General features: G+C 57.2%; 15 protein-coding genes, 1 other RNA gene and 1 pseudogene. 7 read left to right on the forward strand and 10 right to left on the reverse strand.

From position 1 onward, the window contains the following. Nucleotides 1-3: 3 nt before the first annotated feature. From G7K71_RS17895 to G7K71_RS17905, 3 genes are all read left to right on the forward strand, one after another. Complete coding sequence (locus G7K71_RS17895; RefSeq protein WP_013824269.1) at nt 4-1,308, forward strand: MFS transporter; 1,305 nt, start codon at nt 4-6, stop codon at nt 1,306-1,308. 88 nt (nt 1,309-1,396) lie between these two features. Next, nucleotides 1,397-2,689, forward strand: a complete 1,293-nt coding sequence (locus tag G7K71_RS17900; protein WP_166349366.1) for an amidohydrolase family protein — start codon at nt 1,397-1,399, stop codon at nt 2,687-2,689. A 39-nt stretch (nt 2,690-2,728) separates the two neighbouring features. Next, complete coding sequence (locus tag G7K71_RS17905) at nt 2,729-3,166, forward strand: CGGC domain-containing protein (RefSeq protein WP_166349369.1); 438 nt, start codon at nt 2,729-2,731, stop codon at nt 3,164-3,166. Between the two features lie 85 nt (nt 3,167-3,251). Here G7K71_RS17905 and G7K71_RS20310 read toward each other — a convergent pair. The 5 genes and pseudogenes from G7K71_RS20310 to G7K71_RS17930 all read right to left on the reverse strand — a co-directional run. Then, a pseudogene (locus G7K71_RS20310) lies at nt 3,252-3,371 on the reverse strand (DUF2283 domain-containing protein); the annotation flags it as partial. A 218-nt stretch (nt 3,372-3,589) separates the two neighbouring features. Then, nucleotides 3,590-3,942, reverse strand: a transfer-messenger RNA (tmRNA) gene (gene ssrA / locus G7K71_RS17915). 10 nt (nt 3,943-3,952) lie between these two features. Further along, nucleotides 3,953-4,408, reverse strand: a complete 456-nt coding sequence (gene smpB, locus G7K71_RS17920) for an SsrA-binding protein SmpB (protein ID WP_013824272.1) — start codon at nt 4,406-4,408, stop codon at nt 3,953-3,955. A 216-nt stretch (nt 4,409-4,624) separates the two neighbouring features. Then, on the reverse strand, nt 4,625-5,176 hold the full coding sequence (locus G7K71_RS17925) for an HD domain-containing protein (protein ID WP_166349372.1): 552 nt from the start codon (nt 5,174-5,176) through the stop codon (nt 4,625-4,627). Beyond that, complete coding sequence (locus tag G7K71_RS17930) at nt 5,173-5,589, reverse strand: PaaI family thioesterase (RefSeq protein WP_243175094.1); 417 nt, start codon at nt 5,587-5,589, stop codon at nt 5,173-5,175. Before G7K71_RS17930 ends, G7K71_RS17925 begins: the two co-directional genes overlap by 4 nt. Before the next feature lie 550 nt (nt 5,590-6,139). Between G7K71_RS17930 and G7K71_RS17935 the strand changes: the two genes are divergently transcribed. Both G7K71_RS17935 and G7K71_RS17940 read left to right on the forward strand, forming a co-directional pair. Further along, a complete protein-coding gene (locus G7K71_RS17935; RefSeq protein ID WP_013824275.1) occupies nt 6,140-6,832 on the forward strand; it encodes a LexA family transcriptional regulator in 693 nt (230 codons plus the stop codon). Nucleotides 6,833-6,967: 135 nt separating this feature from the next. After that, complete coding sequence (locus G7K71_RS17940; RefSeq protein WP_013824276.1) at nt 6,968-8,350, forward strand: radical SAM protein; 1,383 nt, start codon at nt 6,968-6,970, stop codon at nt 8,348-8,350. Between the two features lie 78 nt (nt 8,351-8,428). Here the strand turns inward: G7K71_RS17940 and G7K71_RS17945 are convergent, their stop codons facing one another. Then, nucleotides 8,429-9,112: a 4Fe-4S binding protein gene (locus G7K71_RS17945; RefSeq protein WP_166349377.1), complete on the reverse strand. Its 684-nt coding sequence runs from the start codon at nt 9,110-9,112 to the stop codon at nt 8,429-8,431. Between the two features lie 230 nt (nt 9,113-9,342). Between G7K71_RS17945 and G7K71_RS17950 the strand changes: the two genes are divergently transcribed. Both G7K71_RS17950 and G7K71_RS17955 read left to right on the forward strand, forming a co-directional pair. After that, nucleotides 9,343-9,627: a metal-sensitive transcriptional regulator gene (locus G7K71_RS17950; protein WP_013824278.1), complete on the forward strand. Its 285-nt coding sequence runs from the start codon at nt 9,343-9,345 to the stop codon at nt 9,625-9,627. Nucleotides 9,628-10,001: 374 nt separating this feature from the next. Then, complete coding sequence (locus tag G7K71_RS17955) at nt 10,002-10,286, forward strand: CC/Se motif family (seleno)protein (protein ID WP_263870383.1); 285 nt, start codon at nt 10,002-10,004, stop codon at nt 10,284-10,286. Between the two features lie 122 nt (nt 10,287-10,408). Here G7K71_RS17955 and G7K71_RS17960 read toward each other — a convergent pair whose 3' ends face one another. The 4 genes from G7K71_RS17960 to gpmI form a co-directional block, all read right to left on the reverse strand. Then, the gene (locus G7K71_RS17960) at nt 10,409-12,424 is read right to left on the reverse strand and encodes a sodium-translocating pyrophosphatase (RefSeq protein ID WP_166349379.1); all 2,016 of its coding nucleotides are present in this window, start codon (nt 12,422-12,424) and stop codon (nt 10,409-10,411) included. A 166-nt stretch (nt 12,425-12,590) separates the two neighbouring features. Then, nucleotides 12,591-12,818: a preprotein translocase subunit SecG gene (secG, locus tag G7K71_RS19655; RefSeq protein WP_013824282.1), complete on the reverse strand. Its 228-nt coding sequence runs from the start codon at nt 12,816-12,818 to the stop codon at nt 12,591-12,593. A gap of 60 nt (nt 12,819-12,878) precedes the next feature. Then, nucleotides 12,879-14,180 (reverse strand): phosphopyruvate hydratase, encoded by a 1,302-nt coding sequence (eno, locus tag G7K71_RS17970; protein ID WP_166349382.1) that lies wholly within the window; start codon nt 14,178-14,180, stop codon nt 12,879-12,881. A 69-nt stretch (nt 14,181-14,249) separates the two neighbouring features. After that, nucleotides 14,250-15,797: a 2,3-bisphosphoglycerate-independent phosphoglycerate mutase gene (gene gpmI / locus G7K71_RS17975; protein WP_166349385.1), complete on the reverse strand. Its 1,548-nt coding sequence runs from the start codon at nt 15,795-15,797 to the stop codon at nt 14,250-14,252. Nucleotides 15,798-15,823 lie beyond the last annotated feature (26 nt).

The raw sequence follows: 15,823 nt of genomic DNA on the forward strand, positions 1-15,823 counted from the left end.
AAAATGCGCGATATCAGAGAGGAAACACATATCCCTATAGGACAGTTGGCTTTAATTCAATTGCTGGTGCTGGTGCCGTCCTACTGCCTGCCGGCCGTCCTCCCCCTGGTGGAAAAACAATGGGGGATCAGCCATGCCGAAGCCGGGATGATGGTTGCCGCCTTCCAGGCCGGATACGTGGCGGCCGCCCTGGTGGTCCTCCCCCTGACAGACCGCATTGACGCCCGTTATGTCTTTGCCGGCGGGGCCATTTTATCGGCCGTTACCCATTTCCTCTTTCCCCTGCTCGCCCAGGGAGCCCTGGCGGGAACCCTGCTACGGGCCTTGACCGGTGCGGGCCTGGGAGGGATCTACATGCCCGGGATCAAAGTCATTTCCCTGGCCCCCAGCTCCCGCGGCCGGGCAGTGGGCTTTTACGTTTCCTCCTACCTGGTGGGCACCTCCCTTTCCTTCGCCCTCACCGGGGCCCTTACCGCTTTTTTAACCTGGCAGGAGGCCTACCTGGTTCTGGCAGGGGTAAGCTTTGGGGCCATTGCCCTTTCTTTCTGGCTGTGGCGCCAACCCGCAGCCGCCTTTTTGCCCTACAAGAGACGCGAAAAAACACCGGAAACCAATGCCGAAATAGCTGGAGAGACCGGTCCTGTATCGAAAAACAGTTCTCCCGGACCGGCAAAGGGACTGCCGCAGGCCGGAAAGGCCCGGCACAACCTGGCCATGGCCCTGATCATCCTGGGCTATACCGGCCACATGTGGGAGATGTACGGCCTGCGCTCCTGGCTGGCCCCTTTTCTAACTGCCGTGTTCCAGGATCGTTACGCCCAGCCCACCTCTTTGGCGGCCACCCTCACCGCCCTTTCGGTAATGTTGGGGGCACCTTCCACCCTGTTGGCGGGATGGTTGTCGGACCGCCTGGGGCGTACCCGCACCGCCCTGGCCATCATGCTCACCAGCGCCGCCTGTTCCATTACCTTCGGATGGCTGCTGGCGGCGCCAGTGTGGCTTTTATCGCTGGTAGGCCTGGTTTACAGCTTCACCGTTACGGCCGATTCACCCATATTTTCCGTAGGGCTGGCGGAAATCGCCCCCCGGGAAAAACTGGGCCGCATCATGGCCTGGCAGACCTTTGTGGGTTATATTGCCGCCACCGTGTCCCCCGCGGTTTTTGGGCTGATTCTTGACGTTTGTCCCGGCCCGCTGGGCTGGATCCTCGCCTTTTCCAGCCTTGGTGCCGGAGTGCTGGCTGGAGCGGTGCTAATGTTTTACTTTTCCTATTTCAATAAAAAATGGTTAAAGGTCTTTTCAACATAGACGTTATGAACACCTGCTTTGTTCCCAAAGGGCAGCAAATTTGTTTTTCATTTTTCCGCAGTAATGACTAGGAAACGAGGGTAACCCCATGTCCGTGATAAATCTTAAGGCCGGTGAGACCCTGGTCATCAAAGCCTCCCGCGTCTGGCGCGGGACGCCGGAGCCGCCCCGGGAAGCGCTTGTTTATTTACAAGACGGCAAAGTAGCGGCCTTTTCAACCGGCGATCAAACGGGCGGATACAAGCGCAATGACCCTGTTAAGGAGCCGATGAACGTCCTTGAGCTTCCTGGCTGCACCGTTATCCCCGGCCTGATCGACTGCCACGTCCACCTGGCTCTGGACGGCAGGGATTTTTCGAGGGCGCGGCAGCAATGGACCGCCCGGGGGGAATTGCTTGAGCGGGTGAAGGCGGACTTAACAAACACCCTTGAACGGGGCATTGTAGCCGTACGGGACGGGGGAGATCGGGCGGGTATCGGCCTTGAGGTAAAACAACTGGTTATAACCGGCAGGTTGGCCGGGCCTCTGGTACTGGCCTGCGGGCATGCACTGCACCGGCAGGGGAAATACGGTTCTTTCCTGGGACCGGGCTTAACCCCGGCAGAACTGGAAAAGGCGGTGGATTCCCTGGCCCGGCAGGGAGTGGACCATCTCAAGGTTCTGGTATCGGGAATAGTAAGCTTTTCCCAATACGGGCGGGTGGACGCACCCCAGTTCACCCGGGATGAACTGCAACGAATAGTCTACCGCGCCCGCAGCCGGGGGCTGAGAATCATGGCCCACGCCAGCGGGGACGATGCCGTTCGCCTGGCCGTGGAAGCCGGGGTGGATTCCATAGAGCACGGCTATTTCATCAGCGAAGAATCCCTGCACCGTATGGCCGCCCGGGGTATTGCCTGGGTGCCCACGGTAATCCCGGTGGCCGGCCAGGTAAGGGGAAAATGGCGGGTACAATATACGGCCCGGGAAGTTGAGGTCATCACCCGCACCTGGCGGCGCCAGGTGAAAATGATCAAAAAAGCCCTGGAAATGGGCGTTACCCTGGGGGTGGGCACCGACGCCGGGGCCACCGGTGTATGCCACGGACAGGGCTTCCTGGAGGAACTGCTGCTTTACCGGAAAGCCGGCCTTTCCCCGGCGGATATTCTTCTGGCCGCCACCCGCAACGGCGCGGCCATCCTGGGACTGGAGCACCTGCTGGGCCGCATTGAACCGGGGCGGCCCGCCTTCCTGGTGGCCGTGGAAGGCAACCCCTGGGAGGATATCAGCACCCTGGCCAAGGTAAAATATGTATTCCGGCCCGCTGATTTCCCCGGGAAAAAGTTGCCGGAAAAATACAATTCTCTGCAACCTGAAAGGTGTTTCATGCGTCTTACATAATAACAATGCATCCACATATGTATGATAGGAGGAATTGTTATGGCCCGTATTGGTATAATTACCTGTTCCAACTGCACCCAGGAGTTAAATTGTGCTTCGGTTGTATGCCTGGCAGACTTGCGCAAGCGAAAGGGTTTTTTTCAAAAATACCCCGCCGGAGAGCCACTGGAACTCGTAGGTATAATTAACTGCGCCGGTTGCCCCACCCTGGGTGCCACGGAAAAAATTTTAAGGAAGGTCCGATCCCTGGCCGAGTTCAGGGTGGATGCCATTCACCTTTCATACTGCATGACCGCACTCTGCCCCTTTAAGAACAGGTACATGGAAGTAATCAAGGAAGCCTATCCCGGTCTTGAGGTAGTGGAAGGTACGCACACGCCGCGGGACTTCAAGGTTTTCCAGGGGGAAGTAAAAGAGCTGCTATGCGCTACACGGGTTGATATGACCGACTTAATTAAGAGCAGGCCGGGGAAGTAGTAGATGTTAAGCCCAAGGGCACTTGTTACCACAGGAATTTCTCCGAGCGCAGGCTGCGTTTTAGCCAACCCCCTGAAGGAGTTATCTACTTTGCTTGAAGCAGATGAAACTCGATGCCAGCAGGCTCGGTTATACGCTCGGATGCATCAAGGATTTCAATTCCAACCGGGTTTCCATCTTCATCATAATCAATAATTACCCCAGGCTTTTCATCTCCAGTAAAGCATGCCTGCTAAATATGAATTTGACCGGCATTTAAAAGCCCCTGTAATATTGAAACGTATAATAATTGCGTCAATTAAGTGCTATGGTTCTATTGAGCAATCGGCTTACTTGGAGTGAACCCGCAACAGTACCCAACATATAAAAAAAACAGACACCAAAATTAATGATACAACTTTCCGGGTGTCTGTTATTGTTCCCTGGTGGAGGCGGGGGGATTCGAACCCACCGTCCGGAAGAACAGCCACAGGAGTTTCTCCGAGCGCAGGCTGTGTTTTGGCTTTCGCCCCTTTGGCGGCCACAGCCAGCCTCCGCAGGGGCTATCTCGTTTTAATGTCCCGCCGGGCCTCCGAGAACCGTCCCGGCGGCTAGCCCGTTAGTTTGACACCCTATCCCGCGTCACGGGCCGAACTTGGGTAGGATGTGGCCGCTAAATTAAGCAGCCAGAGCGTATTCTTCGTTGGCAGTTATTGTTTTTCCACCGTTTTACGGGCTGATGGAACCCCGGCTCGCTGCTCCTGCCACCGCTTCCCCCGTCGAAACCTTTCGCCCCCATGTCATATATTACATCTTCCCCCGCAGAGCCCGCTCCATTTCCCGCTTTGCGTCCCGGGCGGCCATGTCCTCCCGCTTGTCGTATACCTTCTTGCCGCGGGCCAGGGCCAGTTCCACCTTGGCCTTGCCCCGGTCGTTGAAGTATACCTTCAGCGGGATCAGGGCCAGGCCCTTTTCCCGGCTCTTGCCCAGCAAGCGCAGGATCTCCTTTTTATGCATCAGGAGCTTGCGCGTCCGCTTGGGCTCGTGGTTGAAGCGGTTGCCCTGGTCGTAGGGGCTGATGTGCATATTATACAGGAACAGTTCGGCGTTTTCAACACGCGCGAAGCTGTCCTGCAGGTTGGCCCGCCCTGCCCGCAGGGACTTGACCTCGGTGCCGGTCAGGGCGATGCCGGCCTCGTAGGTTTCCAGGATGTGATAGTCATGGCGGGCTTTCCTGTTCACCGTGACCACCTTTCCCACCATGACCACCTCCCCTGCTGATAAATAAAGCCCTACCTCCAGGCGGCTGGGCCAAGTAACTTTTTAAATACCTATACTTATTACAACAGCCTATACTTATTATAGCAGTCTATGCACAAATGTCAACAGGCAATTCCATTTTCTGGCCCAAAGCCCCTGGGGGCAACCGGACGCGTATGAAATAGAAGCCGGCAGACAGAACCCGCCGGCCGGCATCCTTTAAAGCCCCATCTCCCCGGCAATACCCTGCATGGACTTAAGGCCGATTTCCATGAACTCCTCCACGGAAAGGCCCATTTCGGAACAGCTTTTAATCTGTTCCCTGTTGGCCCCCTGGGCAAAGGATTTCTCGTGGAAGCGGTTGAGGAGGAAGGGGACGTCTATGGCCGAGAGCTTCTTTTCCGGCTTGATCAGGGCTCCGGCCACAATCAGCCCCGTGAGGGGGTCGCTGGCGTAAAGGGCTTTGTCCAGCAGGCTCCGCCGGGGCAGGCCGTGGGCGTCATTGTGGGCCCGGACGGCGTAGACTATTTCCTCCGGCAAACCCTCGCGAGCCAGCAGGTCCGCCCCTTCCATGCTGTGCCGGGCGGGCTCGTCCTTCGTCCAGTCGTAGTCGATGTCGTGGAGCAACCCGGCCAGGCCCCAGATATTCTCGTCCTGACCGAAATGCCTGGCCAGGCCGCGCATGACCGCTTCCACGGCCAGGGAATGCTTTACCAGGTTGCGTGTTTTCAAATGCCTGGTGAGAAGAGTATAGGCTTCATCCCGCGTCACGTTTGAAGACTCCCTTCTTTTATAGTCAGAAACTTGGCCGTGGCCCGGGCCGCCACCCTGCCGCCGGGAAGGATAATGCGGGCGGAAAGCTCCCACAGCCTCCCTTTACCGCCCACCTTCCAGGCTTCCACGGTCACCGGCACGCCGACGGGAACCGGGCGGCTGAAACGGGTGAGCATTTCCGCCGTCATGGCCGCAACGCCCCGGCGCCAGAGCCACTGGGCCATGGCCTCGTCCAGCAGCGTGGCAATGAGGCCGCCGTGCAGCAAACCGTCCCACCCCTGGTGTTCTTCCCCGGCCGTAAAGGTGGCCCGGCAAACATCGCCATCCAGGGAAAACTCCAGGTGCAGGCCGATGGGATTTTTGGGGCTGCAGGCAAAACACATGCCGTCACTCCGGCTAACACTGTACATAACCTTCATTCACCCTGCTTTTAGGTACTCGTCACACTTATGGAGAAGTGTCCCTTTTTTAACACGGTATACGTGAATGTTCAGCAAAACCGTAACGACGAGGATGCGGCGCTGTCCGGAGCGAACGACTTGCGAAGCGCCGGTAACAGCACCCGGTGAAGCGAGGCCGCCGGCTCGGCTCTCGAGGACGCAAGATTGACTAAGCGTAAGAAAAGCTTGAAACACATTAGTTAACAGCTTACAAAGAAGTACAATTAGTCACGGGCAATCCGCAGAGAGCCAGAGCCGGCCCGAAGCGAACCGCGGTGCTGTCGGCGCGAAGCACTGGAGTGAGCGAGGACAGCGCCGCATCCAACCGGATTCGCTGAACATTTATAAGATATTTTACCAAAAATTTGTCATATCGCAAGTAGCGTCGGGCCGGCGCTGAATAAGAACGGGTGACGTTTCGAGGGAACCTTGACAGCCCCGAAAGGAAAAGTATAATAATAATTAAATTTTGGTTTTTTGGGATAGGGCCTGATTCATTTCTCACTGGGAGTGACACCCCATGAACCTTACCCAACGGCGTAAAGAATTCCTCCATAAAATTGTCAACCTCTTCCACCAGACCGGTCTTCCCGTCCACTATGTCACCATTGCCCAGGCACTGGGCGTAAGCAAGTGGACGGCCTACGACATCCTTAAGGAGCTGGAAAAAGGAGACTTTCTGCACAGGGAGTACACCCTCAGCCGCAACGAAAAGGCTCCCGGACGTTCAATGGTGGTTTTTCGACCGACGGAAAAGGCCCTTAAGCTCCTGCCCCCACAGGAAGCAAAATCAAAAACCCAGGAGGACTGGTCGACAGCCCGGAGCAAACTGTTATCCCTGGTTGACAATATGAAGAACCTGAACCCCCAAAAAATCAAGGAAGAACTCTTAGAGGAAATGTCGCGGATAGAGCTGCCGGTGGTGTTCAGTGCCTATACCATCGCCCTTTTAATCACCCATATACACGAAATTAACTCCCGGGGTATGGCGGCACTGAAGCACATCCTCGAACTGGCCCCCAAACCCGAGCTGGTCTTGAGCCTGTTTGCCGGCCTGGCAGTCGGAACCATGCTCAAGAGCATGAAAGATGCGGTTAACAGCAAAATTCTTTCCTGCATCCGCCGCTTTGAGGATCATATTTCCGAATGCGACAATCAGGAGCGCAGGCTCCTGGCCAGCTTTTTAACGGAAGCCCTGCAACGTTCACGGTAATTTTTTTAAAATATTTTTGGGTCTTTTTGGCCTATTAGGTTTCTTGGGGAATTTTTTGGCGAAAGGGGGGAAATCCTATGCATATTGATATGCATGCAAGCGGTCATGTAAAAAACTTACAGGAGGTTGCTGTTTATGCATTCTGGGACTTCCAAACTGGGACGAGCTAAAAATTTCCTTGCCGCACACCTTTCTCAAAACGTTCTGGCCTACGTGAGCAAAAACCCGGAAACGAATTTTCCGCGTCTCTTAAACCTGGTGAAGTTACTGGCCATTCAGGAGCGCCACAAGCGCCAGGTGGAAACCATAGCCGCAGCTTTCCGGGAAAACCCGGCCATCCGGCAGTACATGATCAAGCTGGCCAAAAATCTTCACCCCAACATACGTAACCGGCTGGCATACAACTGGTTTATGAACGCCATGATTTTCGGTATTCCTCACCAGAGGAGTATGTCCGCAAAACTGGGGGTGAACGTTCCCAACTTCATCCTGGTGGACCCCACCAGCGCCTGCAACCTGGCCTGTGAGGGCTGCTGGGCGGGTAAATATTCCCACAAGAACTCCTTGAGCCCGGAGAGGCTGGACCGCCTTTTCAGCGAAGCCAAAGAGCTGGGCATCTACTGGATCGTGTTTTCCGGCGGGGAGCCCCTGCTCTACCCGCACCTGTTCGACCTGATGGCCAAACATCACGATATGGCTTTCATGGCCTACACCAACGGTACGCTGATCAATGAAAAAATGGCCGACAGAATTATCGAGGTAGGAAACTTCTCCCCGGCCATCAGCCTGGAAGGGTGGCGGGAACGCACCGACGCCCGGCGCGGACCGGGAACCTTCGACAGGGTAATGCGGGCCATGGACCTGCTGCGGGAACGGGGCGCGGCCTTTGGCGTTTCCATCACCATCACCAGGGAAAACGTGATGGAAGTAACCAGCGACGAGTTTATCGATTTTCTCATTGATAAAGGAGCTATTTATGGCTGGACATTCCATTACATTCCCATCGGCCGCAACCCCAATGTAAACCTGATGATCACCCCGGAGCAGAGGGCCTACCTGGCTGAACGCATACCCTACATCCGCACCCATAAACCCATCCAGATTGCCGACTTCTGGAACGACGGCGAACTGGTGGAGGGGTGTATTGCCGGAGGGCGACGCTACTTCCATATCAACGCCGCCGGGGAAGTGGAACCCTGCGCCTTCGTCCACTTTGCCGTGGACAACATCAATGAAAAGAGCTTGATCGAAGTACTGCGCTCGCCCCTGTTCGCCGCCTACCAGAAGCGCCAGCCCTTCCACGACAACCTGCTCCGGCCCTGCCCGATTATCGACGTACCCCAGGCGTTGAGGGACATCGTCAAAGAATCCGGCGCCCGCCCGACCCATGAAGGGGCGGACACCGTCCTGGAGGGCACCACTGCCGCCTGCCTGGACGGTCGCTCCCAGGAGTGGGGCCGGGTGGCCGACCAACTCTGGGCGGAGCGCCAACGGCTCAAAAAGGCACAGGGATTCTGAAAACAACCCTTCTCTAAGGTAAATGGCCGGCTGTCGCCGGCCATTTTTAACGCCAGTCTTCAGCAGAACCGGATGGGATCAGGCCGCCAGGCCAGCTCCCTTTTCACCGTGACCGGAGCTGAAGGACAGGGCGCGGCGGGGGCAGGCGGCAACGCAGGAGCCGCACTTAATACAGTCATTATCCCCCATAATTCCGTCCGGTCGGTACTCATAGGGTTTCAGCTGCATGGGGCAGGCCCGGGCGCAGGCCCGGCAGCCGGTACAGGTCTTGCTGATGGAGAGGGGGTCCTTGCCCCGGGAGAGCCAGTAGCCCAGGGTGCCCATGGGACAGATGTGACACCAGGCCCGGGGGTGAATAAGCAGCCCCAGGATAATCCCCACCAGGGTGGTGATGGTGAGAATGCGCACCAGCGCCAGGCCCATGGCCGCCCCATCTCCCCCGGCCAGGTACCACTGCAGGCCGATCATGGTGAAAATTAAGCCCAGCATGAATACCCGTACGGCGCGGCTGCGCAGGAAGGAAGGGATGGCCTTCTTGCGGGACAGGGGACCGATGAAAAGGTCAAAAAAGGCTCCCCGGGGGCACATCCAGTCGCACCAGGCCCTCCCCCGGAAGGCCGCCACCCCCACGGCCCCGACCATGCACCCGAGCAGCAAAAAGCCCAGCCAGGGGTAGAACCATCCCAGCACGGCCACCAGGGGAAGGCCCACCCAGGTTAAGCTTTGCTTTAGTTTGCGCTCTTTCTGTTTTTCCTTGAGCATAGTAATTTCCTCCTTTTCTGGACCATTTACAGGATTGCCGGCTACTGGAAAAACTTTTATGCCCCCTTTACAAATACCCGTAGGGGTATGTCGCATTTGTAATATTACCCGCGTCCTTTCAGATTGTCAAGACATATTAGTTTAGGTATTTGCTCTTGACAAACCGCGGGATTAATAGTAAACTTTTATATACCATACGGGGTATGGGGCTTGAGAAAGGAGCAGGCTTCATGAAAAAAGACCCGGTTTACCGGCAGGAAGTGCAGGAGGAATTGCTGGCCCGATTAAAGCGCATCGAGGGGCAGGTAAGGGGAGTATCCAGGATGATCCAGGACCAGCGCAGCTGCGGCGAGGTGGTCATCCAGCTGGCAGCTATTAAAGCGGCCATCAACCAGGTGGCCATGACCACTCTGGCCTGCCACCTGGCCGACGAGATCATGGAGGGCCTGGCGGGAGGCAAGGAACTTAAAGACATAATGAATGAATTCATGCAGGTCTTTCGAAAGTTTACTTAACATTGCGCCCGTAATCGTTCTGCCATCGCCCTAAAGGCACGGCGTTGTCTAGAGCGAACGATTTTGCGAAGCGCCGGTAACAGCACCCGGTGAAGCGAGGCTGCCGGCTCGGCTCTCGAGGACGCATGATCAGCTAACCGAAAAAGAAAGTTTGATACACATTGGTTCAAAGCCTACAACGAAGCGCAACTAATTACGGGCAATCCGCAGAGAGCCAGAGCCGGCCCGAAGCAAGCCGCGGTGCTGTCGGCGCGGAGCATATGAGTGAGCGGGACAACGCCGTGCCTGACGTCGCGCTTTAACTAAGTCAACTGTACATTAACTGAATATTATGGGTCATTGAATAATCACATAAGAATAGGAGTGTGGTTTTTGTGGTTCAGGTACATGTATCCGACGAGGCCAGGGACTATATACTGCAACAAACCGATACCATCACCCTGGTCATGGAACTCTGCGGCGGGTGAGGAGGCATGACCTATGAGCCTGCCGTGTACGCAGGCACACCTCCCAATGTGGAAAGGTTCCACCAAACCGAGGCCAACGGCCTCAAGGTATTTCTCCCGAAAAATGCCAGGGTGGCCCCGGACGGGGTTAGTATCGACATCACCGGCAAAGGCGTGTGGCGCCGCCTTTCCATTCAGGGGTTGCTCGGTTGAGGCGGTAATCACCGCAAATGGAACCGGGGTAAGAGCAGCTGGAAAGGGAGTTAACTCAAGCACGCACATAAAAAAGTACCCCTGCCGCATACGGCAGGGGCATTTTTATGCCCGTTTTGATCCTAGCGGGCGATATTGGCAATCAACGGGATGATCAGCAGGGCCACGATATTCACAATCTTGATCATCGGGTTGATGGCCGGTCCCGCCGTATCCTTCAGCGGGTCTCCGACGGTGTCGCCGGTTACCGCCGCGGCGTGGGTGGGAGTACCCTTGCCGCCGTACATGCCTTCTTCAATGTACTTCTTGGCGTTGTCCCAGGCACCGCCACCGGAAGTCTGGAAGATGGCCAGGAAGAGACCGCTGATGATGGTGCCCATCAGCATACCGCCCAGAGCGTCCCGTCCCAGGAGCAGACCCACGATCACGGGCGAGAGAACGGGGATCAGTCCGGGCAGGATCATTTCTCTCAGGGCACGGCGGGTGACGATATCCACGCAGCGGCCGTACTCCGGCTTGGCCGTACCTTCCATAATGCCCTTAATTTCCCGGAACTGCCGCCGCACCTCGTTGACCACTTCGTAAGCCGCCCGGCCCACGGCACCGATGGCCAGGGAGGAGAACAGGTAGGGTAGGGCAGCGCCGATGAACAGGCCAGCCAGCACCCACGGGTTGTTAATGGAGAAGGTGAGCAGTTCCCCCGGAACGTAGTCCGCCAGGTGGTGAGTGTAGTCGGCAAAGAGCACGATGGCCGCCAGACCGGCAGAACCGATGGCGTAACCCTTGGTCACCGCTTTGGTGGTGTTGCCCACGGCATCCAGCGGGTCGGTAATGTTGCGCACTTCTTCCGGCAGTTCGGCCATTTCGGCAATACCACCGGCGTTGTCGGTAATGGGCCCGTAGGAGTCAATGGCCACGATGATACCGGTCATGGAGAGCATGGCCATGGAAGCAATACCAATGGCATAGAGACCTTCCGCCCCGCCGCCACCGATCAGGTAGGAGACCAGAATACCGGCTACAATTACTATGGCGGGAAGGACGCCGGACTCCATGGCCACCGAAATGCCGGTGATGATGTTGGTGGCGTGACCGGACTGGGAAGCTTCAGCAATGGACTTCACCGGGCGGAAACTCTTGGAGGTATAGTAGTCGGTAATGTACACGATGGCTACGGTGACGACCACGCCGATGAGAGCAGGCCAGAAGAAGATGGTGGAGCCCAACACGGCACCGGTGACAAACCAGAAGCCGATCAGGGCCAGGATGGCGGAAGCCCAGAGCCCTTTGTACAGGGCGCCCATGATGTTGGTGCCGCCGCCCATCCGGACAAAGAAGGTACCGATAATGGAGGCGATGATTGCTACGGCTCCCAGGACCATGGGATAAATGACAAACTGGGGCTGGTCCTTGAAGATCAGGAAACCAAGGAGCATGGCACCGACGGCAGTCACGGCGTAGGTCTCGAAGAGGTCGGCCGCCATACCGGCACAGTCACCGACGTTGTCACCCACGTTGTCGGCAATAACCGCCGGGTTCCGGGGGTCGTCTTCGGGAATGCCGGCTTCCACCTTGCCCACCAGGTCGGCGCCGACGTCGGCACTCTTGGTGTAAATGCCGCCGCCCAGACGGGCAAACACGCTGATCAGCGAACCGCCAAAGCCCAGGCCCACCAGCGCCACCGGGTCCTTAAAAATGACGTACATGGCCGATACGCCCAAAAGGGCCAGGCTCACGCACATCATACCCGTCACGGCACCGCCCCGGAAGGCCACCTGCAGGGCATAGCCGATGCCGGACTTGGCCGCTTCCGCCACACGGGTATTGCCCCGGGTGGTCACGTACATGCCGATGTAGCCGCACAAACCGGAGAAAACGGCTCCGATGATAAAGCCAATAGCTGTCCAGTAGTTCAGGCCAAACAGAATAATCAGAGCTACTATGACACCAACCAGGGCTATGGTCTTATACTGCCGGTTGAGGTAGGCCATAGCCCCTTCCTGGATGGCCGCCGAAATTTCCTGCATGCGCTGGGAACCGGCTGGACGACTAAGTACCCATGAGGCCAGATAACCTGCAAACAGGATACCAATAATGGCAGCCACTATCCCGGAATAGGTCACCCAAGACTGTTCCAAGAATATTCCCCCCCATGGCTAATTTTTAAAACGACCTGTCAAAAAAAATACCTAACCTCCCCCTCCCGAATCACCTCCCCTTCCCGGTAACAGGCGCCGCACACCTTTCTTTATATAAGTCTTCTGGCCGGTGGCCGGCAGCCTGCCGGAGAATAAGACAATGGGCTTATATCCATAAGCCCAAAACCAGTGATGTAATAGCAAATAACACCGCCACTACCGTAGTCAGTTTGCTGAAAAATTCGTCCAACCCTTTCTTTTTGCCGAACAAAACCTCCGCCCCTCCGGCAATGGCCCCGGAGAGCCCGGCACTTCTGCCCGACTGCAAGAGCACCGTTGCGATGAGAGCAAGGCTTAAAAGCACGTGGAAGGCTATTAAAACGCCCTTTAGCACCCGCTGGCACCTCCCCTTCCATTCGTTGTTATTATAGCACATAACAATAATAATTGACAATTATACATGCGGGATATTTGAGAGACGCAAGGTTTTCAGAGCGTTCCGGCCCGGATAAATAGCTGTATCTCCCAGCTCTTCCTCTATGCGCAGTAGCTGATTGTACTTGGCCACCCGGTCGGTACGGGAAGGCGCTCCGGTCTTGATCAGGCCGGTACCGGTGGCCACCACCAGGTCGGCAATGGTGGCATCTTCCGTTTCACCCGAACGGTGACTGACCACCGCGGTGAACCCGGCCCGGCGGGCCATTTCAATGGCTTCCAGGGTCTCGGTGAGGGTGCCGATCTGGTTCACCTTGATCAAAATGGAATTGCTGGCCCGCAGTTCGATTCCCTTCTGCAGCCTTTGTGTATTGGTAACGTAAAGGTCGTCCCCCACCAGCTGCACCCTGTCACCCAGGCGGGCGGTGAGCTTCGGCCAGTTCTCCCAGTCGTCCTCGGCCAGGCCGTCCTCAATGGAAAGGATGGGATAGCGCTCCACCAGGGAGGCATAAAAATCGATCAAATCCTCCGCGGTGAAGGTCTTCCCTTCCAGCATGTAGCGGCCGTCCTTGAAGAACTCCGTGGCCGCGGCATCGATGGCCAGGGCCACATCTTCCCCCGGCCGGTAGCCGGCAGCCTCGATGGCCTCTATAATTACCGCGCAGGCCTCCTCATTGGACCCGAGGTTGGGCGCAAAGCCGCCCTCGTCGCCCACGGCGGTATTCAGGCCCTTCTTCTTGAGCACCTTTTTCAGGTTGTGGAAGACCTCGGCCCCCATCCGCAGGGCTTCGGTAAAGCTGGGGGCCCCCACGGGCATGATCATGAATTCCTGGATGTCCACGTTGTTGTCGGCATGCTTGCCGCCGTTCAAAATGTTCATCATCGGCACGGGCAGACGCCGGGCGTTGACTCCGCCGAGATATTGATAGAGGGGTAGCCCCACCGCCTGGGCCGCCGCCCTGGCCGCGGCCAGGGAAACACCCAGGATGGCGTTGGCGCCCAGATTGCTCTTGTTGGGCGTACCGTCCAGCTCGATGAGGGTCATGTCCAGGCCCACCTGATCCGTGGCGTCAAAGCCGATGATCTCGGGGGCGATTTTTTCAATTACGTTGTTTACGGCCTTTTGCACGCCTTTACCCAGGTAACGGGACGGGTCGCCATCCCTCAGTTCCACCGCTTCGTGGGCGCCGGTGGAGGCCCCGGAAGGAACGGCCGCCCGTCCCAGGGTGCCGTCTTCCAGCAGCACGTCCACCTCCACGGTGGGGTTGCCCCGGGAATCGAGAATCTCCCTGGCGTATACGTCAACTATGGTTGTGCTCATGAATCTCTTCCTCCTCGCTTGTATTATGGCAAAGATGCGGCGCTGTCCGGAGCGCACTGCGCAGCCCGGTTAACGCTCTATAATCAATGACTCGCCGGTCATTTCCGGCGGCCTGGAAATCCCCATCAGGTCCAGCATGGTTGGGGCAATATCCGCCAGAATGCCCCCCGGACGGAGTTTTACCTGTCCGAGCTCCTCCCCGATCAGTATAAAGGGGGCCCGGTTGGTGGTATGGGCGGTATGGGGATGCCCGTTGGGATCCAGCATTTCATCGGCATTGCCGTGATCAGCGGTAATAATGACCGTACCGCGCTTTTCCAGCACGGCCCCCACCACCTTCCCCAGGCACCGGTCTACGGTTTCAATGGCCTTGACCGCCGCAGCCATGTCGCCGGTATGGCCCACCATGTCCGCATTGGCATAATTCATGATGATTACCTGGTATTTATCCGCAGCCAGCTGCTCCAGGAAGGCGTTCGTAACCTCCGGGGCGCTCATTTCCGGTTTCTGATCGTAGGTGGCCACCCTGGGAGAGGGAATTAAAAGGCGATCTTCCCCGGGATAGGGCGTTTCCACTCCCCCGTTGAAGAAAAAGGTGACATGAGCGTATTTTTCCGTTTCGGCCAGGCGCAGCTGCTTGAGCCCCAGGCGGCTGATCACTTCCCCCAGGGTGTTGGTGGGATGGTGGGGCTTGAAGGCCACCGGAGCGTTTATGGTTTTATCGTAAAGGGTCATGCAGGTAAAATGCACCCGCGGGCGGTTTGCCGGGCGCTCAAAACCGGTAAAATCCTCGTCCACAAAGGCCCGGGTGATCTGCCTGGCCCGGTCGGGGCGGAAATTATAAAAGATCACCGCATCGCCGTCTTTGACCACCGCCACGGGAGCATCTCCCCCGGTAATTACCGTGGGCTGCACAAACTCATCGGTCTCCCCGCGCCGGTAGGATTCTTCCAGGGCCTGCATGGCGGAAGGCGCCTTTAACCCTTCCCCCAGGACCATGGCCTCATATGCCCTTCTGGTACGGTCCCAGCGGCGGTCCCGGTCCATGGCGTAGTAGCGCCCCATGACCGTGGCAATCCTGCCCGTACCCAGTTCCCGGCACTTTTCTTCCAGCTGCCGGATGTATTCCCCGGCATTGTCGGGGGGAACGTCCCGCCCGTCCAGGAAACAGTGTACGTATACCCGCGGCAAATTATGCCTCCTGGCCAGTTCCAGCAGGGCAAAAAGGTGGGTGATGTGGCTGTGCACGCCGCCGTCGGACAAAAGGCCCATCAAGTGCAGGGCCCCGTTGCCGGCCCGGACATGCTCCACAGCCGCCACCAGGGCTTCATTGGTAAAAAAGCTGCCGTCCCTGATGGCCCGGGTAATGCGGGTCAGCTCCTGGTAGACAATGCGCCCGGCCCCGATATTGAGGTGCCCCACCTCCGAATTGCCCATCTGGCCGTCGGGCAGGCCCACATCCTCCCCCGATGTTCCCAGGGTGGTGTGGGGATAGGTGGCCCAAAAGCGATCCATATTGGGTGTTTTGGCCTGTGCTATGGCATTTCCTTTTTGTTCATCCCTCAGGCCCCAGCCGTCCAGGATAACCAGGACCATGGGGATATGCTTTATTTCCATCGGAAACCTCCAGGATGTTGAAAATA

The organism is Desulfofundulus sp. TPOSR (assembly GCF_011393055.1).
Lineage (GTDB): Bacteria > Bacillota > Desulfotomaculia > Desulfotomaculales > Desulfovirgulaceae > Desulfofundulus > Desulfofundulus kuznetsovii.